The following is an 18,056-nucleotide window of genomic DNA, read 5'->3' on the forward strand; positions in this document are numbered from 1 at the left end:
TGGTCGCAGGCTCACGGCTCGCTGGTCGCGGGCTCGGCGGTTCAGGGCTCGCTGGTCGCGGGGTCCGCCGACCCGGACTCCACCGACCCGGACTCCACCGTTCCGGACTCCGCCGCCTCGGGCTGCGGCGACTCCGGCACCAGCTGGTAGCCGCCCTCGATCGTCCCGTCCGGGCGGAGCAGGATCTGCGTGTACACCGGGGCGCCGCTGCGGAGCGTCGTGCCGCTGACCCGGAGGGGCTCCCCGGCGAAGAACGCCTCCGAGCCGGTGCAGCCGGCGAAGAAGGACGCGTCCGGGCGCTGCACGGCGAGGCACACCGTGGTGCCGTTCGGCTCGGTGATCAGCAGGCGGTCGTTCTCGGCGGTGTCGAACCCGGAGCCGTAGACGACGGCCTCCCCGGCGAGCAGGGCGAGGCCCGGCGGGACGTCGGTGGTCGGCTCCCAGCCCTCGACGAGCGCGGCGAAGCGGTCGGCGGGATCCGCGGAGGCGGTCGGCGGGGCGACGGGGTCCGCGGGCGGAGGGAGGAGGAGCGCGGTGGGGACGATCGCGCCGACCGCGGCTCCGCCGACGATCGCGGCGGCGAGCACGAGGCGGCGGCGGGGGTGCGGCGTCCGCGGGGCCGGCCGGTCGGGGTGCTCGGCGGGCGACTCCGGAGTCCCGGAGCCGGCGGTCGCCGACAGCGGAAGTGCGGTCGCCGGCAGGGGGAGACGCGAGTCGATCGCCGTCCCGGGATGCGCCGCGCCCGGCTGCGCTCCAGACGGCGCGGCGCCGGTCCGCGCGCCGGACCGCGTCACTCCGGGAGGCGCGTCCTCCGCCTCCAGCTCGCCGAGCCGTCGCAGCGCCTCGCGCCGCTCGTCCCGGTCGGCGCCGTCGTCGCGGGGTCGGGCCGACAGGATCCGCTCGAGATCCCTGCGCTCGTCGTCCTCGGCCTGCACTCCGTCAGTATGGCGGCGCCGGACACGGGAACGGCCCGCGACCCCCGGGACTCCGCCTTTTCAGCGGTGTCCCGGTGGCCGCGGGCCGTTCCGGTGCGGGCGTCAGCCCGACGGGTTCTCGACCGGGTCGCCCTCGGGGTCGGTGGCCGTCTCGGGGTCGACGTGCTCGGGGTCGGTGGTCTGCGGGTCCTCGGGAGTGTTCTTCTCGGTCATCGGATCCTCCTTGTCGCTGGATGCGGAACGTGCGGACAGGTTCCACGCTACGGCGGGAGCTCCGTGGAGCGCGCCCGGTTGACTCCGCCGCCCGGTGTCCGGAACCGAGGTCAGGAGCGGCGGATCCGCCCGAGCGGCCCGTCACGCTGCTTCCGGCCTCGGCTCCGGACGCCGCTCGCCTCAGCCGGCCCCTTCACCCGTGGCAGCCGCGGGCGTCCACCGCAAGGCCTGGCAGCGCTCTGTCGCGATTCGTACGCTGAACCCATCGAGCCGAGGAGCAGCAGCGCCACATGATCCGCACCACCGTCACCATCGAGGGCAAGACCTACGGGCTGTCCCAGGGGACCGACGTCGCCGAGCTGAAGCGGTCGGCGACCGAGGCGACGCAGGCCGGAGGAGGCCTCGTCGACTTCGTGATCGTGGGCAACCGCCAGGTCAGCGTCCTGATCTCGACGGGTGTTCCGGTGATCTTCGAGGAGCTCGAGGTGCCGGACGACGACCGCGACACCGGTGACGTCCACCAGCCGTGGGACGACATCGACTACCTCGACTGACCCCGTCCTCCCGGTCGCGCCGAGTCGCGGCCGGGTCCCAGACGCCTGAGGGGCGCCGCCGGCTGGACCCGGCGTCTCTCGGGCACCTCGTGCCGCGCTACTCCGCGGACTCGCTCTCGGCCAGCTCGCCCTCGACCAGCGTGCGGGCGGCCGAGGCGAGGGCCGAGCGGATGCGCTCCGCCGGCTCGTGCAGCATCGCCGCGATCGCGTCGACGTCGTGGCCGCCGGTGTGCCGGAGCAGCCAGGCCTGGCGCTCGAGCGTCGGCAGGGCGTGCAGGCGGCGGTGGAAGCCCGAGCGCAGCAGGTCGTCCTCGCGGATCGCCGCGGGGGCCTGCTCGGCGCGCTCCATCGCGGAGCCGCCGCGCTGCACGCTCGCGCGCCCGACCTCGGAGCGCATCAGGTCGAGGGCGCCCGTGTCGTCGAGTCCCTGCGGCCGTCCGCTGCGGACGGTGACCGCCGCGTGGCGGAGGGCGGCGCTCGCCGCGGAGTCCGACAGCGTGAGGCGGTAGGCGTACGCGTAGAGGCCGAGGGCGCGGTTCTCGAGGGCGCGGCCGGCGAGCAGTTCGCCCTGCTGCTGCGACTGCGTCATGCCGACGGCGGCGACGGGTCTGTCGTAGGTGGTCACGGTGACTCCTCGGCTCCGCGCGCTCCCGGTCGGGAAACGCGTCGGAGGCGATGCTAGGGAGTCGAGAACGATCGTTCTACCCTTGACATTTCAGAATCTTTTTCGATGCGTGCGCATGGAAGCGCTTTCCCGACAACCGTCCCGGAACGTGGAAGCGCTCTCACTCCCGCGCCGAGAGGATGCAGAACTCGTTGCCCTCCGGGTCGGCGAGCACGACCCAGGACTGCTCGCCCTGCCCGATGTCGGACCGCGTCGCCCCCAGGCCGACCAGCCGCGCGACCTCCGCCTCCTGGTCGTCCGGCACGAAATCCAGGTGCAGGCGGTTCTTCACGGTCTTGCGCTCGGGCACGTCGAGGAAGAGCAGGCTCGGCCCGCGGCCCGATGGGGCGAGCAGCTCGATGCCGTCCTCGTCCTCGTCGACGACGTCCCAGCCGAGGGCCTCCTGCCACCAGTGCCCGAGGGTCCGGAAGTCGGTGCAGTCGACGATGATCTCTTCGAGTCGGAGGGCCATGCACCGACGCTAATCGGCGCGGGGCGTGTCGGGGAAGTGCGTCCGGCGGGTCCGCGCGGCGCCGCGGCTCCGTCCGGCCGTGTCGTCCGCGGGACGGGTGCCCGTGCCGGTTCGGCACGACGGCTGGCGGCCGGAGCGGCGGCGCGGCATCCTCGACGCGGGTGCCTCTGCGCCCCGGGGACGAGGAGCAGCATGAGCACCGCACGCGAGCAGTGGGAGGCGCGCTACGCCGACTCCGATCGGATCTGGTCGGGCCGGCCGAACGCGACGCTGGTCGGGCTGGTCGGCTCGCTGCCGCCGGGCCGCGCCCTCGACCTCGGCGCCGGCGAGGGGGCGGACGCGCTGTGGCTGGCGTCGCTCGGCTGGCGCGTGACCGGGCTCGACCTCTCCGAGACGGCGCTGGGCCGGGCGCGCGCGGCCGCGGCCGAGCGGGGCGCCGACGTGGACTTCGTGCAGGCCGACCTCGCCGAGGACTGGCCGGTCGTGGGGGAGTTCGATCTGGTGACGGCGAGCTTCCTGCACTCGATGGCCGAGTTCCCGCGGATCGACGTGCTGCGGCGGGCGGCCTCCGTCGTCGCTCCCGGCGGCCGCCTCGCCGTCGTCTCGCACGCCGCACCCCCGCCGTCAGCGAGCGGCGACGACCACCGCCACGGAGCGATGCACCTCGTCGGCCCCGAGGAGGAGCTCGCCGAGCTGGCCCTCGACCCCGCCGAGTGGACCGCGGAGCTCGTCGAGACGAGGGAGCGCGCCGTGACCGCTCCCGACGGCACGGCAGCCGTGCTCCTGGACGGCGTGATGCTCCTGCAGCGACGCGGCTGAGCAGGCGCCGCTCGAGGACCCGCGGCCGGGCTAGCGTGGTCCGCGACCCCGACCCCGCAGGAGGCGCCGATGCCGCTCGATCCGTACCTCGCCGCCCGGCTGCCCCTCCTGGCCGGCCTCGCGTATCCGCTCGACGCCGAGCAGGCCGCCCGCATGGCCGCCTTCGAGGAGGATCCGGGGCCCTGGTCGCTGCCCGAGGGGATCGACGTCGTCACGGAGACCGCGTCCGGCCCGCACGGACCGGTCCCGCTGCGCGTGTACTCGCCCGCCGCACCCGAGCGCGCTCTGCTCTGGGTGCACGGAGGAGGGTTCGCCGCCGGGAGCATCGACATGCGCGAGTCGCACGTCGTCGCGGCGGAGCTCGCCCACCGGGCGCGGGCCCGGGTCGTCTCCGTCGACTACCGGCTCGCCGGCCCCGACGTCCGCTACCCCGTCCCGCTCGACGACGTGCACGCCGTCTGGCGGCACCTCCGCAGCACGGAGTCCGGATCCACACCCGTCGCGATCGGCGGCGCGAGCGCGGGAGCGGCCCTGGCCCTCGGTGCGGTCCTCCGCGAGCGCGACGCCGGTGCGCGGCTGCCGGAGCACGTGCTCCTGGCCTACCCCTTCGCCCACTTCCCCAACCCCGCCGTCGACGACGCGATCGCGGCCGAGCTGCGCGAGCTGCCGCCCGTCCTCCGCTTTCCTCCGTCGAGCATCGAGGGCATGGTGCGCACCTACCTCGGGCGGACCTCCGACCTCCCCGTCGAGGCGCTGCCCGGCTCCGCGCCGCTGGCGGGTCTGCCTCCGGTCACGGTCCTCGTGAACGAGTACGACGAGCTGCGGGGGTCGGCCGAGCTGCTCCTGCGCCAGCTCGCGGAGGCGGGCGTCTCCGTGACCGGGCACCTGGCCGCCGGCATGCCCCACGGGCACCTCAACCGGACGCCGGCGCTGCCCGAGGTCGACCGCTCGCTGCACCTCTTCGCCGCCCAGCTGCGCGCGATGGGCTGAGGCGCTCTGCCCCGTCCCGTCCCGCTCTGCCCCGCTCAGCTCAGGCGCGGTCCGCACCGTCCCGCTCAGGCGCGGTCGTGCAGGGTGACGTGGTAGCCGTCCGGGTCGGCGAAGGTGAAGGTGCGCCCGAACGGGCCGTCGATGGGAGCCGCGACGACGGGGTACCCGTCGGCGACGAGCGCGTCGTGGATCTCCTGCACGCCGGTCGCGTGCAGCCAGATCGCGGCGCCCACCCCGGGGCGGGAGGCGGAGTCGAGGTCGGTGCCGGGCGCGAGATCGCGCAGGGCGAAGGCGATCGGAGTCGTCGTGAAGACGACGGCGTGCGGCGGGCCGGCGGGCGAGCGGACCAGGCCGAGGTACTGCTCGTAGAACGCCTGGGACGCCGCGAGGTCGCGGACCTGGAGCGAGACGAAGTCGGGGCCGGTGACGGGCATGGGGTTCCTCCTCGGTTGTGTCAGCTTTCTGACACACCGGAGCGTATGTCAGAATACTGACATGAGTCAAGACGGCATCGACCTCGAGACCTCGCTCGGCTACCTCCTCAAGGAGGCGTCGAGCGCCCTGCGCGCGGCGATGGAGGCCGTGCTCCGCCCGCTCGGGATGACGGTCACCCACTACTCCTGCCTCGAGCTCCTCGCCCAGCGGCCGGGCCTGTCGAACTCGGAGCTCGCGCGGGGCGCCTTCGTCACCCGGCAGTCGATGAACGTCCTGCTGCAGACTCTGGAGCGCGACGGCGTCGTCACCCGCCCCGACGCGGCTCCCGTCGGCAAGGCGCTCCCCGCCCGGCTCACCGGGCGCGGACGCCGGAGCCTGGCCGAGGCGTCCGCCGCCGTCCGCGGGGTGGAGCTGCGGATGCTGGAGGGGCTCGCGGAGGAGGAGCGGCAGGCGGCGGCGCGCCTGCTCCGCGGGATGATCCGATCGCTGCGGGTGGACGACCGCGCCTGAGGGGCGCTGTTCCGCCGTCTGTAGGAACGGGCGCCGCGCGCTCGCCGGTACGGTCGCGCTCATGGCAGCAGGAGGAGCGGTGCGCCCGCTCGACGTCGGGATCGTCGGCGGCTCGATCGGCGGACTGTTCGCCGCGGCCCTGCTCGTCCGCGACGGGCACCGCGTGACGGTCCTCGAGCGGTCGGCGACGGGCCTGTCGCGGCGGGGCGCCGGGCTGGTGGCCCAGCAGGACCTGATCGACCTCCTGCACGCGATCGGCCGCGACGACGAGGCGCGGGTCGGCGTCGTTGCGCACGAGCGGATCACCCTCGACCGCTCCGGGCGCGTGATCGGCCGCGACCCCTCCCCGCAGACGCAGGTGTCGTGGGACCACCTCTACGACACGCTCCGCTCGCGGATCCCCGCCGACCGCTACCTCCTCGGCCACGCCGTCGCCGGGGTGCGCCCCTCGACCGGGACGGACCCGGTCGTCGTCGAGCTGCGCGACGGGAGCGGCCTGGAGTTCGACGTCGTCATCGGAGCCGACGGCCTCGGATCCGTCGTGCGCGCGGCGGTCGCGCCCGAGGCGCCGGGCAACCGCTACGCCGGCTACTCGACCTGGCGCGGGCTGATCCCGGAGTCGGCGCTCCCCGCCGGGGCCGCGGCGACTCTGCTCGGACGCTTCGCCTTCTACACCGCGCCCGGCGAGCACATGCTCGGCTACCTCGTCCCCGGACCAGCCGGCGAGGTGGAGCCCGGCCGACGGCGCTACAACTGGGTCTGGTACCGGCCCCTCTCCGAGGACGCCCTCCGCGGAGTGATGACGGCGTCCGGCCGTCCGTCGGAGAGCGTGTCCCTCGCGCCCGGCGATCTCGCTCCCGATCTCCGCCGCCGGCTCGAGGAGGACGCGGTCGACCGCCTGCCGCCGCCCTTCGCGGCTGCCGTCCTGGCCGAGTCGCAGCCCTTCCTGCAGGCGATCGTCGACTACGTCCCGCCGCGGACGGTCCGCGGCCGGGTCGCCCTCCTCGGTGACGCCGCCGTGACGGTGCGGCCGCACACGGCCATGGGCGCGGCCAAGGCGGCGGGCGACGCGCTGGCCCTCGCCGCCTCCCTCGCGCGGCACCCGGTCGACGAGGCACTCGAGCGCTACGAGGCCGAGCGGCTCCCCGTCGGCCGCGCCATCGCCGAGTACGGCAGGCGCGTGGGCCGCTCGATCCCGCTGCTGTCCGAGTGACCGCAGCAGCATGCGCCCGGCCGAACCCGGATCGACGGCGCGAGCCGATCCTCGGTCGGAGCGGACAAGGCTCGCGCTCGCCCTTCAGCGTGCAGGGTCCGATGCGCTGCCCGGCGGCGACTCGAAGGGAAGCTGGAACGGGGGTTCGCAGCATCGCATGGTCGCCACCACGTGGCGCCGGCGCGGACGATTGCAGTCGATAGCGATGAATTAGGTTTCGGCTAGAGGTGACTATCATCGGCTAGATGTTGCCTGAGCAGAACCCCTACAGCCCTGGATCCGGTCGGCGGCCGCCCGAGCTCGTTGGTCGGACTGGCGAGCTCGAAGCGTTCGACACGATCCGCGCTCGTGTCACGCATGGAATGAGCGATCGCGGCATCGTCCTCACGGGCCTCCGCGGCGTCGGCAAGACGGTGCTGTTGAACGAGATGCACCGCATGGCGGAGTCGTTCGAGTGGCTCACGGTGCGCCTCGAGGCGCGTCGGGATGAAGGCGGCGCGCGGGCCGTACGGCGTGCCCTGGCTCGAGAGCTCGTCGTGTCCGCTCGCAAGCTCACCCGCTCGAAGCCGACGGCGCTGATGCGAGAAGCGCTCGGCACGATCTCCTCGTTCAATGCGAAGGTCGGTGCAACGGGGATCGAACTCGGAGTCGCACTCAACGACGGACGTGCCGACTCCGGCGACGCTGAAGTCGACCTCCTCGAGCTCGTCGAAGACGTTTCCACCGCTCTGGGGGAGCGTCGTCGTGCCTTCGGTGTGTTCGTCGATGAGATGCAGGACCTCGATGCGGAGACGATGGGTGCGCTCATCGCCGCTCAGCATGCGGCGAACCAGCGGGAGTGGCCGTTCTACATCATCGCCGCCGGCCTCCCGAATCTCCCCCGTGTCCTCACGGAGACGCGTTCGTACGCCGAGCGCCTCTTCAACTATCGACAGATAGGCACCTTCTCTCGCGATGATGCGGCGCACGCTCTCCGAGAGCCCGCGGAGCGGCTCGGCGCTGAGTTCGCTCCCGATGCGCTCGAGATTCTCCTCGAAGCCGCAGGCGGCTACCCGTACTTCATTCAGGAGTACGGGCAGGCCGCATGGAACCTCTCCAGTCGTCTTGTCACTCTGGCCGACGCCACGGCAGCAGTGCAGTACGGGACCGAACAGCTCGATGCCGGATTCTTCCGCTCACGATGGCAGCGAGCCACGCGCTCAGAGCGACGAATGCTCCGCGCCATGGCAGCCGACGGTGAGGGACCCTCCTCCACCGCTCTCGTCACGCAGCGAATGGGTATCCCGACAACCAGCCTCGGGCCCTACCGTGCCGCGCTCATCAGCAAAGGACTGGTCTACTCACCCGAGCACGGCCAGATCGCCTTCACGGTCCCCGGCATGGCTGGATACGTCGACCGCCACCACGAGGACCTCGACGACGGGAGCCCGAGCGTCTGAAGTCGACCAGACGTCTCCTCTCTCAAGGGCTCGGAGTCCGGTCGCGTACGGGACGTCGCAGAACAGTAGGCCTGGGGAGGCATCAAGACGGAGAACCAGGGACGGCCCTGATCTTCCGGCTGGTCTCCTCAGGTGAGCCGAGGTCCGTGCCCGTCACGAGTTCATCCGCCGCCCCCGCCTGGCCGCTCCCCGCCGTCCGCCGCGCGTCCCTTGCTCCTCGACCGCGGAGACGGCACCCTCGGGTGACGGCCCACGGCGAAGGAGACGCATGGACGACGACGGACTCCTGGCTGCGCTGCTGCGGGGACGGCCGGCGACGCTGGCCGACGCGGCGGAGCTGACCCACATCGACGCGGCCGAGGTCGCCGCGGCGATCGAGCGGCTCCGCGGCCGGGGGCTCATGGGCGGCGAGGGCGAGCAGCTCGACTTCCCGGCGCCGATGGAGTGGGCGGCCGCGGCCATCGCCCGGCACACCGAGTCGGCGCGGCGGGCGGGCAGGGAGTCCCTGGACGGGATCGAGCGCGTCGTCGCGGGCCTGCCGATGCTGCTCGGCGCCTGGCGGGTCGGCGAGGACACGTCGGATCCCGTGCCGACCCTCCTCCGCCACGGGCCGCACGCGTCCGAGGACCTCTGGTTCGACCTGGTGCGCCGCGACTCCGGCTCGCTCGTGGCGGTGCTCCCGAACGTGGAGCGGTTCCTCGACCCGCCGACGGAGCGGGCGATCCGCTTCGGGCACGCGCTCGCGGCGAAGGACCGGGTGCGCGTCATCATGCCGGCCGCCGGCGCGCGCGACCCCCGGGTGCTCGCCCGGGTGGAGGCGTACCAGGCGGCGGGCGTCGAGTACCGGCTCCTCGAGAGCCCGCCGAGCTGGTTCTGGGTCGACGGCGACCACCTCGCCGTCCCGTTCGAGTGGGGCGAGACGAAGCCGACCAGCGTGCTCGGCGTGCGCCATGCGGCGCTGGCCGGTCTGGTCGAGTCGTACTTCGAGGTGCTGTGGCGGCAGGCCGCTCCGATCGGAGCGGTCGACCAGAGCTGGCTGCCGCTGCTCCGGCTGATGCGCCAGGGCGTCACGCTCGAGACCGCGTCGCACCGGCTCGGCATGAATCCGCGGACCGGCCGCCGCCGCGTGGCCGCCGCGATGGAGCACTACGGAGTGGCGACGCTCTTCGCGCTCGGCACGGCGTGGGCGGCGGACTCGCGCACCCGCGACGGCGACGCCGGTGCCGGAGAGCCGGTGCTCGATGATCCGGAGGCGCTCGAGCCGGGAGCGCTGGACGACGGCGAGATCGACCTCGCCGAGACGGTGCCGCGCGATTGAGCTCCCGCGGGACCGAGCCGTGCGGCCGACCCCTCGACGCCTTCGGGTGGCAGTGAGGAGTCGGCCGATGCGCCCGCCCGGGCACCTCTCCAGTGTCCGGACGTGACCACCGCGGGGACAAGAGCCTGTAGCGGACACGTCCGGAAGAGGACACCGCACCCGGGAGCGGATCGCCGGCGCTCCCGCTCCGGGGCGGGCGCGTGCCAGGCTTGCCGCATGGATCTCGAGGTGCGGCCGGGGCTCGTCGTCCCCGCATCGGAGCTGCAGTGGCGGTTCTCGCGCTCCTCCGGGCCCGGCGGGCAGCACGTGAACACCTCCGACAGCCGCGTGCAGCTCACCTGGAGCGTCGAGGAGTCGACGGCCCTCTCGGACGAGCAGCGCTCGCGCCTGCTCGAGCGCCTCGGGCGGCGGCTCGTCTCCGGAGCGGTCACCGTCACGGTGGCGCAGGAGCGCTCGCAGCTGCGCAACCGCGAGACGGCCCTCGAGCTGCTCCGCGGGATCATCACCGCGGCCCTCGCGCCGCCCTCCGCCCCGCGGCGCCCGACCCGGCCCACGCGCGGCTCCACCCGCCGCCGGCTCGCCGCGAAGCAGCAGCGCTCCGAGACGAAGCAGCAGCGCCGGCGGCCGCCCGGCGACTGAGCGGAGCCGGGGGTCCGTCCGGCGGGTGCGCCAGGCCGCGGTGCCCCGATCGCGCCGGACCCGGCTCAGGGAGTGAAGAACGCCTCGATCGCCGCGGTCAGGGCGACCAGGTCGTCCACGTGGGCGAGCTCGCGCGCCGAGTGCATCGAGAGCAGCGGCACTCCCACGTCGACCGTGGAGATGCCGAGCCGGGTCGCGGTCAGCGGGCCGATCGTCGATCCGCACGGCACCGAGTTGTTCGAGACGAACTCCTGGTACCCGACCCCGGCGCGCTCGCAGACGCCCGCCCACAGCGCCGCGCCGCGCGCATCCGTCGCGTAGCGCTGCGTCGCGTTGATCTTGAGCAGCGGCCCCTTCCCGGCCACCGGCTGGTTCGCGGGATCGTGCTTCTCGGAGTAGTTGGGGTGCACGGAGTGGCCCGCGTCGGCCGAGAGGCACCAGGAGGCGGCGATCGCCCGGGCGCGCTCGTCGACGCCGGCGCCGAGGGCCGTGCCGATGCGCGAGAGGACGTCCTCGAGGAACGGCCCGCTCGCTCCGGACCGGCTCGCCGAGCCGAGCTCCTCGTGGTCGAAGGCGGCGAGCACGCTGATGTGCGCGGGCGGCGCCGCGGGATCGGCGCTCGCCGCGAGGAGCGCGACGAGGCCGGCGTGCACGGAGCTGAGATCGTCCATCCGCCCGGCGGCGAGGAGCATCTCGTCGAGGCCGAAGCGGCGCGGCGCCTGCGTGTCGGCGGTGAGCAGGTCGTAGCCGGCGATGTCGGAGGCGTCGTCGAGCCCGGCGTGCGCGGCGAGCAGCTGGAGCAGGTCGACCTCGGAGGCGTCGCCGATGCCGAACACGGGGACGGTGTGCTTCTGGCGGTCGAGGGTGAGTCCCTCGTTCGCCGTGCGGTCGAGGTGGATCGCGAGCTGCGGGATCCGCAGCAGCGGGCCGGTCCGGAGCAGGCGCGTCGAGCCGTCGCGGGTGACCACGCGCCCGGCCAGCTCGAGCTCGCGGTCGAGCCAGGAGTTGAGCAGCGGGCCGCCGTAGATCTCGACGCCGGCCTGCAGCCAGCCCTTCGAACCGATCGTCGGCCGGGGCTTGAGCATGAAGCCGGGGGAGTCGGTGTGGGCGCCCAGGATGCGGAAGGGCGTGGTCGCCCCGGAGCCCTCGGGCAGGTGCCAGGCGATGATCGCGCCGTCGCGGACGACGTAGTACCGGCCGGGCCCCGCGGGCCACGCCTGCGTCTCGTCCAGCCCCGTGAATCCGGCTCCCTCGAGGCGCCGTGCCGCCTCGGCGGCCGCGTGGTACGAGGAGGGGGAGGCGGTCAGGAACTCGGCGAAGTCGGCGATGTGGTCGTCACGCGTGGTCATCCCTCCAGTGAAGCACGCGGCGCGGCCGGGACGGGGAGGGTGCCGGGGGAGCCCCTGCGGCGGCCGTCACGGCCGGGCAGGGGCACCCCGGGGCGGAGGGTCAGCGCCGGGTCAGGTCGACGTCGGCCTCCGCGGCGATCGCCTTGATCAGCGCCGAGGCGTTCTCCCCGCCGAAGCCGGCGGCCATCGCCTCGTCGATGTAGTGGCGGGCCGTCGCGACGCCGGGGACGGGTGCGCCGACGCTGTCCGCGTAGGCCTGGATCAGCCCCGCGTCCTTCTGCATCAGCGCGAGGGCGAAGGACGGCGAGTAGTCGCCGGCGACAGCCTGCTCGACCCGCTGCGGGCGTCGCACTTCCCCGTTCGAGTCCGCGACGGCCGAGGACGCGGTCATCACGGACGCGGAGTTCACGTCAGTTGCCGCGGATCTGATGAACATCCGCAGCACGATCGGGTACGTCTCGAGCAACCTCAACCAGCTCGCCCCTCGGTGGCGCCAGCGGGCGAGGGCTGATGCGCAGAAGTTGTGCGCGGGAAGAGGTGCTGAACCGCTCGTCGCCGCGTGAGGAGGGGGCGACGAGCGGTTCAGCGCTGGTCTTTCGGGTGTCGTTAGCGCACGACTCCGTCGATCTCGAAGCTGTCGAAGCTGCCGGCGAGGTACGGGTCGGGGAACTGTGACTTGCCGAGGAAGTTGCCGCTGGTGCGGCCTAGGTCCTTCGGAGCGAGCGGCATGGCGGTGTTCTGCCCGACCTGCACTCCGTTGGCGAAGATCGTTCCCGTCGTCGTGCCGTTCGTATTCGCCTTGAAGGTCACCTTGATGTCGGTCCACTGCCCAGCGGGCATCGTGAAGTTCGTCGAGATCCGTGTCTCCGCTCCATTACCGGAGGTCGTGAGGGCGAGCCCTAGCTTCCCGTCAGTCGACTTCGGCGTGAGGAACACGTACTTCTGGGTGCTGCTGCCGAAGTCGAACAGCCGGCTGAAGGTGGAGATCGAATCGACCTTCACCCTCATCGAGATGGTCAGGTCCTTCGAGCGTGACAGGATGTCCGACGGCAGCTGGGCGAAGGCCCCGTCGCTTCCGTTCAGCCGCAGCACGCTCGCCGTGCCGTCGGTGGCGGTTGCCGCCGTCCCCTTGAGCGCGAGCGCGTTGCCGTTGCCGGAGGCGTCGGGGACGGTGCCGTTCGACGATGAGTCGAAGGTGTAGGTCACCCAGTCGGCCGGGAGCGGCTGCAGGGCTTGAACGGTCACGGACACCGTGTCGGTGGTCGCAAGGACGCCGTCGCTTGCCCGGAGTGCGAACACGTAGCTGCCGGCGGTACTCACCGACGCAGACGTGCGGCGAGCAGTCGGCGACGCGAAGGTCGCGGTGGCACCGGCAGGAGCAGACTGCACGCTCCACTGCGTCGTCAGGGTTCCGTTCGGCGAGCCGAGTCCGTCGTCGGAGGCGGATCCGCTGAGCTGGATCGGATCGAGTCCGAGGGACAGCCCGGCCTGGTCGGGTCCGGCGTTGACGGTCGGCGCCGCATTCGCGCCCGGGGCGGTCGAGACCAGGTGGACGATGTACGTGCTGCCGGCGGGCGCATCGAACGGGACGCGGACCGGCGCGGGAAGCGTTCCCGCGAGAGAGGCGGGCCGGTAGACGTTGACGGTGCGCTGGCGCACGCCGTTCACGATGACCGCGTAGCTGCCCTGCGCGAGGCCGCTGACCTCCGCGATGCCGGAGTGTGCGGTGCCGGTGCGGTTGAGCATGTCCAGGCGCAGGTCGGCGCTGTTCGAGCCGACGATCGCCTGCGAGTAGGCGTCGTTCTCGAGGTCGACCGACAGCTGCTGGGTCACCAGGTTGAGGCGGCGCTGCAGGCCGTCCTTCGGGATGACGGTGGTGGAGTAGGCGTCCCGCGAGACGTCCGCTCCGTATCCGACGACTCCGAAGATCGGGTCATCGGTGACGACGTCGGCGCTGAGGGTCTGCAGGGTGCCCCACAGTCCGAGATCGCTCTCGCCGGTCATGCCCCGCCAGCCGTTGTTCAGCTTGACGTTCGCGCCTCCGCCGACCCCGAGGGTGCCGAGGTTGCCGCGCTCGGCCTGGTACGACCACGATGCGGCTCCGATGTTGGCCGGCGCGTTGCTGATCTGGCCGGAGTTGATGGTCGCGAGTCCTGCGACCTTGCCGGCGTAGTTCAGGCGCTGCAGCTCGGCGCGGCGCGCGGCGGTGATGGCCGTGGTTCCGGTCTCGAGTGCTGCGGTGTGGTTGATGTAGTCGTCCATCGTGTAGCCGGCGAGGGAGGCGCTGTACTGGAACTGCCACCAGTTCTCGCCCGTGATGGTGGTGGGGTCGGAGTACCAGTACCAGACGGGCATGCGTCCGCGGGCGGCCTCCGTCTTGGCGACGATGTCGCGCATGACGCGCAGGGCGTTCGTCTTGTCATCGTTCACATTGAGCTTGGCGAGGGTGTAGACCGCCTCCTCCCCCGTGTTGTCGTAGCTGTACTCGGAGCCGTAGGGGTAGGCGTTGGAGGAGAAGTTGGCGTACTTGATCGCCATCTTCGCTTCGATGTCGTTGGCCTGCGTGTCCAGTCCCTCGGCGCGCAATGCGGCGATGAGATCGGGTGTCGAGAGCTCACCCATGAGTCCGGTCTCCCAGTTGTAGGCGACGGGTCCCTCGTAGAGCTCCTTGAAGATCCCGTAGGCCGTCGTCAGGTACCACTGAGCGGGGTGGGCGTAGGCGATCGCGGAGGGGTTCTGCTTGGCGATGTTGTACATGCCGAAGAACGTGTTGTAGACGTGCGGGTAGGCGTAGCCGCGGTAGCCGGGCGTGGTGTTCAGGCTGCCGGGCTTCCCCTGCTCCCAGAAGTCGTAGACGGTGTACTTCGGCGCGGCGCTGGGCGACGTGTTCCCCATCAGGTTCTCCCAGACGGCCTTCTGGAGGTAGTCGTCGAGGGCCTTGATCTGGGTGGCGTCGGGCAGGGCGACGAGCTTCTCCGCGAGGAACTGGCCGTGCGGGAGTCCCCAGTCGTCGCCGAGCCCGTAGTAGCCGGCGTACTCGTTGCGGCGGCCCTGAGGGGCGTTCGTCGTGGTGGCGAGGCTGCCGTCGGGGGCGTTCATCATCCAGTCGTCGAAGGTGTAGTTGCGGATGTCGCTCGCGGAGAGTCCGTCGGACGGCTTCCACTGGGTCTTCTCGACCATGAACTTCGCATGCGTGTCGAGGAGTCCCGCGACACTGTCGATCACGGAGAACTGGAGGACGGACTGCCGCGCGGCGCCGGTCTGGTCCGTGTACGAGACGGTGACGTCGTTGGCGCCCAGCTGCGTGCGGTCGAAGGTCATCCCGTAGATCCGGTAGTCGCCGTTGCTCCGGGAGAACGTCACGACGGGGTTCGTGGGCGCTGACCCCTTGAGGTCGTTGCGGTTGCGCGCGGTGACTGACGTGATGGTGCCCTTGATCCGGAACGCCATCTCTGCGCGCCGGTCGATGGGCACGATGAGTCCGGGGACGACCGTGGTGTCGAGCAGCCCTCGATCGAACATCGTCTGCTTGAGTGCTGCGTCGTCATCGACCTTGCCGATGCGATAGGTGTAGCTCTTCGTCGCGCCCGGCGCGATGGCGACACTGGTGGAGCTGAGGTAGCCGCGGTTGGTCTTCTGGATCGCGGTGGAGTGCGGGTAGTAGATGTTGAGGCCCTTGATGTTCGAGCTCTCGTTCGCCGAGTTCCAGGCCCAGGAGGTGTTGCCGACTTCCTCGGTGCGCCAGCGGTCCTGGTACTCGAAGCCGGAGCCGGATGCGGTGTCGGCGGTCATGGCGATGAACGGGCCCTGGCCGCTGGGACGCTCGAGAGTGACGTAGGAGCCGTTCTTACCCACGTAGGAGTGTGTGAGGACCCGGGTCTCGTAGATCGAGTCGCCCTGCCTCCATAGCTCGTTGCCGGGAACGGGGACACCCCAGTCGCCGATGACGAGCTGCGTGGCCGCGGTGTTCTTGACGTCCTGCTTCCAGACCAGGGAGCCGTCGGAGGCGAGAGAGTACGTCTCGGTGACGGTGAAGCCCTTCACGCCTTCCGCGTTGGTGGAGTTCTGGTGGGTGACCGTCACACTGCTCGACGTCGCCGAGACGGTGCGGCCGTCGGCCGACTGGGAGGTCCACGCGGTCTTCCAGGGGTTCGCGCCGACACCGGTGGTCGACACTGCTCCCGTGCCGTTCGCGTAGGAGAACATCAGGTTCCCGAACCACTGGCGGTACTTGCTGTTCGTCTCGCGGGCCTGCTCCGGAGCGCTGTCCGGGTTCATCAGGTATTCGGTGTCGTGTAGGTCGCCGACGATCTTGAGCGACTGCATCGACCCGTCCGCGGCGAAGCTCGCGCGGATCTTGTCGGAGGCGAGCGTGTAGGGGTAGCTGGTGGCGGCGTCGGCGGTCTGGCCGACCACCACCGATCCTGCTGCGGCGATGACGCCGATCGTGAGCGCCGCGAGCAGCCGAGAGGCTCTGCGTGAGAGGAGGGACATGTCCTGCCTTCTTCGTCGAAGTGCGGATGCGGTGACCGGCGGCCGCCGCAGAGGAGCGAGGATCCGCCCGGCGGTGGGAGCTCGCCCGGGAATCAGGAGTGGTTCACGGGAAGCCAGATGCGCATCGACACGGGACCTCGGGATCCCCACGACCGGTACGGGGTGAGCGCCACGGTCAACGGCCGTCGGTGCGGGGTTCGAGGGATTCTGGAGAAGGGCCATTCGTGCTCGTCGCGTTCGGCGACGCTGCCGGCGAGCGTCACACGCCCCTCTCGTGCGATCGGGACCGCTCCGGCGTCCAGGGCGATGTCGTCGACGTGGGCGCCGGCGGGGAGGTCGACGGACTCGAGGCAGAGGATGTCCGGTCCGTGCTGGACGGCGACGGTGCCGCGGGTGGCATCGATCCTCTCGTCGGGCTGCACGAGGACGGGTTCGAAGGGGAGGTCGAGTTCGATCCGGTCGCCGACGCAGAAACGCCGTTCGAGGTGGAGCGTGCCGTGGAACGGTCCGGTCGGCGTCTCGGCAGCATCCCCGTCGGCGGAGACGACGACGACGTCCGCGTTCGTCGCCCAGGTCGGGATCCGCAGCGTCAGAGTCCACGGCTCGACGGGTGTGCGCGTGATGGTCACGGCGACTCGCCCCCGCTCCGGCAGGTCGCTGGAGACCTCCATCGAGACGTCTCCCTGGAGGAGAGCGGCGGAGATCGTGGCGGACGCGTACTGGTGCAGCTGCACACCCTTCGCATCGGTGGTGGCGAGGTAGCCGGACAGCGAGGCGAAGGTGCGGGCGAGGTTGTTGGGGCAGCAGGCGACGTCGAACCACGCCGCCCGCTGACTGGAGTCCGCGCGCTTGGACTGCTCCTCCGGGGAGGACGCGACGCCCGGCTCGCGCCGGTGGAGGGTGTTCGCGTAGAAGAAGGAGCGGCCGTCCTCGGACACGGCGGTGGCGATGATGTTGTGCAGAGTGCGTTCGATCAGGTCCGCGTAGCGCGGGCGGCCGGTGGCGAGCAGCAACCTCCACGAGAGCATGATCGAGCCCACGCCGGCGCAGGTCTCGCAGTACGCGCGGTCGTTGGGTAGCTCGAAGTCGGCGCCGAACGCCTCGTCCTGGTGATGCGAGCCCATTCCACCGGTGATGTAGGTCCGGCGTGCGACTGTGGCCTCCCACTGCCGCTCGACGATCGCGAGCAGCTCGGCGTCATCAGTGTCCACGGCGACGTCGACCACCGCGGACGTGAGGTAGAGGGCGCGCACCGCGTGTCCGCGGAGGACCTTGGCCTCGCGGATCGGGACGTCGTCCTGGAAGTAGGCGCGACCGAACTCGACGTCTTCCAGGCTCTGGTGACCGCGGCGGTCCAAGAACACGCGGGCTTGCTCGAGGTAGCGCTCCTCCCCCGTGGCGCGGGCGAACTCCGTGAGCGCGACCTCGATCTCCGGATGTCCGCAGACCGTCTGGCGGCCGTCCGCCCCGAACTCCGAGCAGATGTGGTCGGCGAGACGGCGCGCGGCCTGCGTGAACCCGTCCTCACCGTGGGTGCGCAGTCGCGCGACCGCGGCCTGGAGGAGGTGTCCGGCGTTGTACAGCTCATGGCCCCACTCGAGGTCGCTGTAACGTTCAGCCTGACCGTGCCGGCCGAAGCGGGTGCCGAGATAGCCGTCGCTCTCCTGCGCACTGACGATGCGGGCGGTGAGAGCGCGGATGATCGATTCGGTCTCCGGGTCCTCACGTCCGGCGGTGTGCCAGCAGAGCCCTTCGAGGGTCTTGTAGACCTCGGAGTCGGCGAACTCGCGTCCGCGACGGCCTTCGGCGAGTCCGCCCCCGACGGCGAGCTCGAAATTGCGCAGCCATCCGGCGCGCTCCAGCCAGCCGAGGTTGTGCTCGAAGGTGGCGGTCGCGTTGACGGCGACCCGACGTCCCCAGAACCCCTCCGGGTCCAGCTGGACCCGGTCGATGGCGAGGGGTGTCAGGGTCCCGGCGGCCGGGTCAACGGGCAGGGCTGGGGAGAAGGTCAT

General features: G+C 71.8%; 16 protein-coding genes. 8 read left to right on the forward strand and 8 right to left on the reverse strand.

From position 1 onward, the window contains the following. Positions 1–41: 41 nt before the first annotated feature. On the reverse strand, positions 42–935 hold the full coding sequence (locus C5C57_RS17795; protein WP_146078798.1) for a hypothetical protein: 894 nt from the start codon (positions 933–935) through the stop codon (positions 42–44). A gap of 503 nt (positions 936–1,438) precedes the next feature. On the opposite strand from C5C57_RS17795, the gene C5C57_RS12375 reads away from it, so the two are divergent. Continuing rightward, entirely contained in the window at positions 1,439–1,702 is a 264-nt protein-coding gene (locus tag C5C57_RS12375; protein ID WP_104224053.1) for a hypothetical protein, read from the forward strand. Between the two features lie 97 nt (positions 1,703–1,799). Here the strand turns inward: C5C57_RS12375 and C5C57_RS12380 are convergent, their stop codons facing one another. Further along, positions 1,800–2,327, reverse strand: coding sequence for a hypothetical protein (locus tag C5C57_RS12380; protein ID WP_104288004.1), 528 nt, complete (start codon positions 2,325–2,327; stop codon positions 1,800–1,802). Positions 2,328–2,487: 160 nt separating this feature from the next. Next, positions 2,488–2,838 (reverse strand): VOC family protein, encoded by a 351-nt coding sequence (locus C5C57_RS12385; RefSeq protein WP_104260527.1) that lies wholly within the window; start codon positions 2,836–2,838, stop codon positions 2,488–2,490. Between the two features lie 192 nt (positions 2,839–3,030). On the opposite strand from C5C57_RS12385, the gene C5C57_RS12390 reads away from it, so the two are divergent. Further along, entirely contained in the window at positions 3,031–3,657 is a 627-nt protein-coding gene (locus C5C57_RS12390) for a class I SAM-dependent methyltransferase (protein WP_104288003.1), read from the forward strand. Positions 3,658–3,726: 69 nt separating this feature from the next. Beyond that, complete coding sequence (locus C5C57_RS12395) at positions 3,727–4,647, forward strand: alpha/beta fold hydrolase (RefSeq protein ID WP_104297667.1); 921 nt, start codon at positions 3,727–3,729, stop codon at positions 4,645–4,647. 65 nt (positions 4,648–4,712) lie between these two features. Here C5C57_RS12395 and C5C57_RS12400 read toward each other — a convergent pair whose 3' ends face one another. Next, a complete protein-coding gene (locus C5C57_RS12400; RefSeq protein WP_104288001.1) occupies positions 4,713–5,081 on the reverse strand; it encodes a VOC family protein in 369 nt (122 codons plus the stop codon). 61 nt (positions 5,082–5,142) lie between these two features. Between C5C57_RS12400 and C5C57_RS12405 the strand changes: the two genes are divergently transcribed. The 5 genes from C5C57_RS12405 (at position 5,143) to arfB (ending at position 10,201) form a co-directional block, all read left to right on the forward strand. Next, a complete protein-coding gene (locus tag C5C57_RS12405; protein ID WP_104263257.1) occupies positions 5,143–5,592 on the forward strand; it encodes a MarR family winged helix-turn-helix transcriptional regulator in 450 nt (149 codons plus the stop codon). A 61-nt stretch (positions 5,593–5,653) separates the two neighbouring features. Next, the gene (locus C5C57_RS12410; protein WP_219812165.1) at positions 5,654–6,805 is read left to right on the forward strand and encodes an FAD-dependent monooxygenase; all 1,152 of its coding nucleotides are present in this window, start codon (positions 5,654–5,656) and stop codon (positions 6,803–6,805) included. Positions 6,806–7,050: 245 nt separating this feature from the next. Beyond that, entirely contained in the window at positions 7,051–8,244 is a 1,194-nt protein-coding gene (locus C5C57_RS12415) for an ATP-binding protein (RefSeq protein WP_104225860.1), read from the forward strand. Positions 8,245–8,512: 268 nt separating this feature from the next. Next, positions 8,513–9,562 (forward strand): hypothetical protein, encoded by a 1,050-nt coding sequence (locus tag C5C57_RS12420; protein ID WP_104269565.1) that lies wholly within the window; start codon positions 8,513–8,515, stop codon positions 9,560–9,562. A 216-nt stretch (positions 9,563–9,778) separates the two neighbouring features. Then, positions 9,779–10,201 (forward strand): alternative ribosome rescue aminoacyl-tRNA hydrolase ArfB, encoded by a 423-nt coding sequence (gene arfB, locus C5C57_RS12425; protein WP_104224044.1) that lies wholly within the window; start codon positions 9,779–9,781, stop codon positions 10,199–10,201. A 65-nt stretch (positions 10,202–10,266) separates the two neighbouring features. Here arfB and C5C57_RS12430 read toward each other — a convergent pair whose 3' ends face one another. The 4 genes from C5C57_RS12430 to C5C57_RS12445 form a co-directional block, all read right to left on the reverse strand. Then, positions 10,267–11,550 (reverse strand): M18 family aminopeptidase, encoded by a 1,284-nt coding sequence (locus C5C57_RS12430; protein ID WP_104260523.1) that lies wholly within the window; start codon positions 11,548–11,550, stop codon positions 10,267–10,269. A gap of 100 nt (positions 11,551–11,650) precedes the next feature. Further along, entirely contained in the window at positions 11,651–11,986 is a 336-nt protein-coding gene (locus tag C5C57_RS12435) for an NAD-binding protein (RefSeq protein ID WP_146078797.1), read from the reverse strand. A 170-nt stretch (positions 11,987–12,156) separates the two neighbouring features. Then, positions 12,157–16,044, reverse strand: a complete 3,888-nt coding sequence (locus tag C5C57_RS12440) for a DUF5695 domain-containing protein (RefSeq protein WP_104257467.1) — start codon at positions 16,042–16,044, stop codon at positions 12,157–12,159. Positions 16,045–16,136: 92 nt separating this feature from the next. Then, positions 16,137–18,056, reverse strand: coding sequence for a glycoside hydrolase family 127 protein (locus C5C57_RS12445; RefSeq protein WP_104297668.1), 1,920 nt, complete (start codon positions 18,054–18,056; stop codon positions 16,137–16,139).

Origin of the sequence: Rathayibacter sp. AY1C5, assembly GCF_002931705.1 — a bacterium.
GTDB lineage: Bacteria > Actinomycetota > Actinomycetes > Actinomycetales > Microbacteriaceae > Rathayibacter.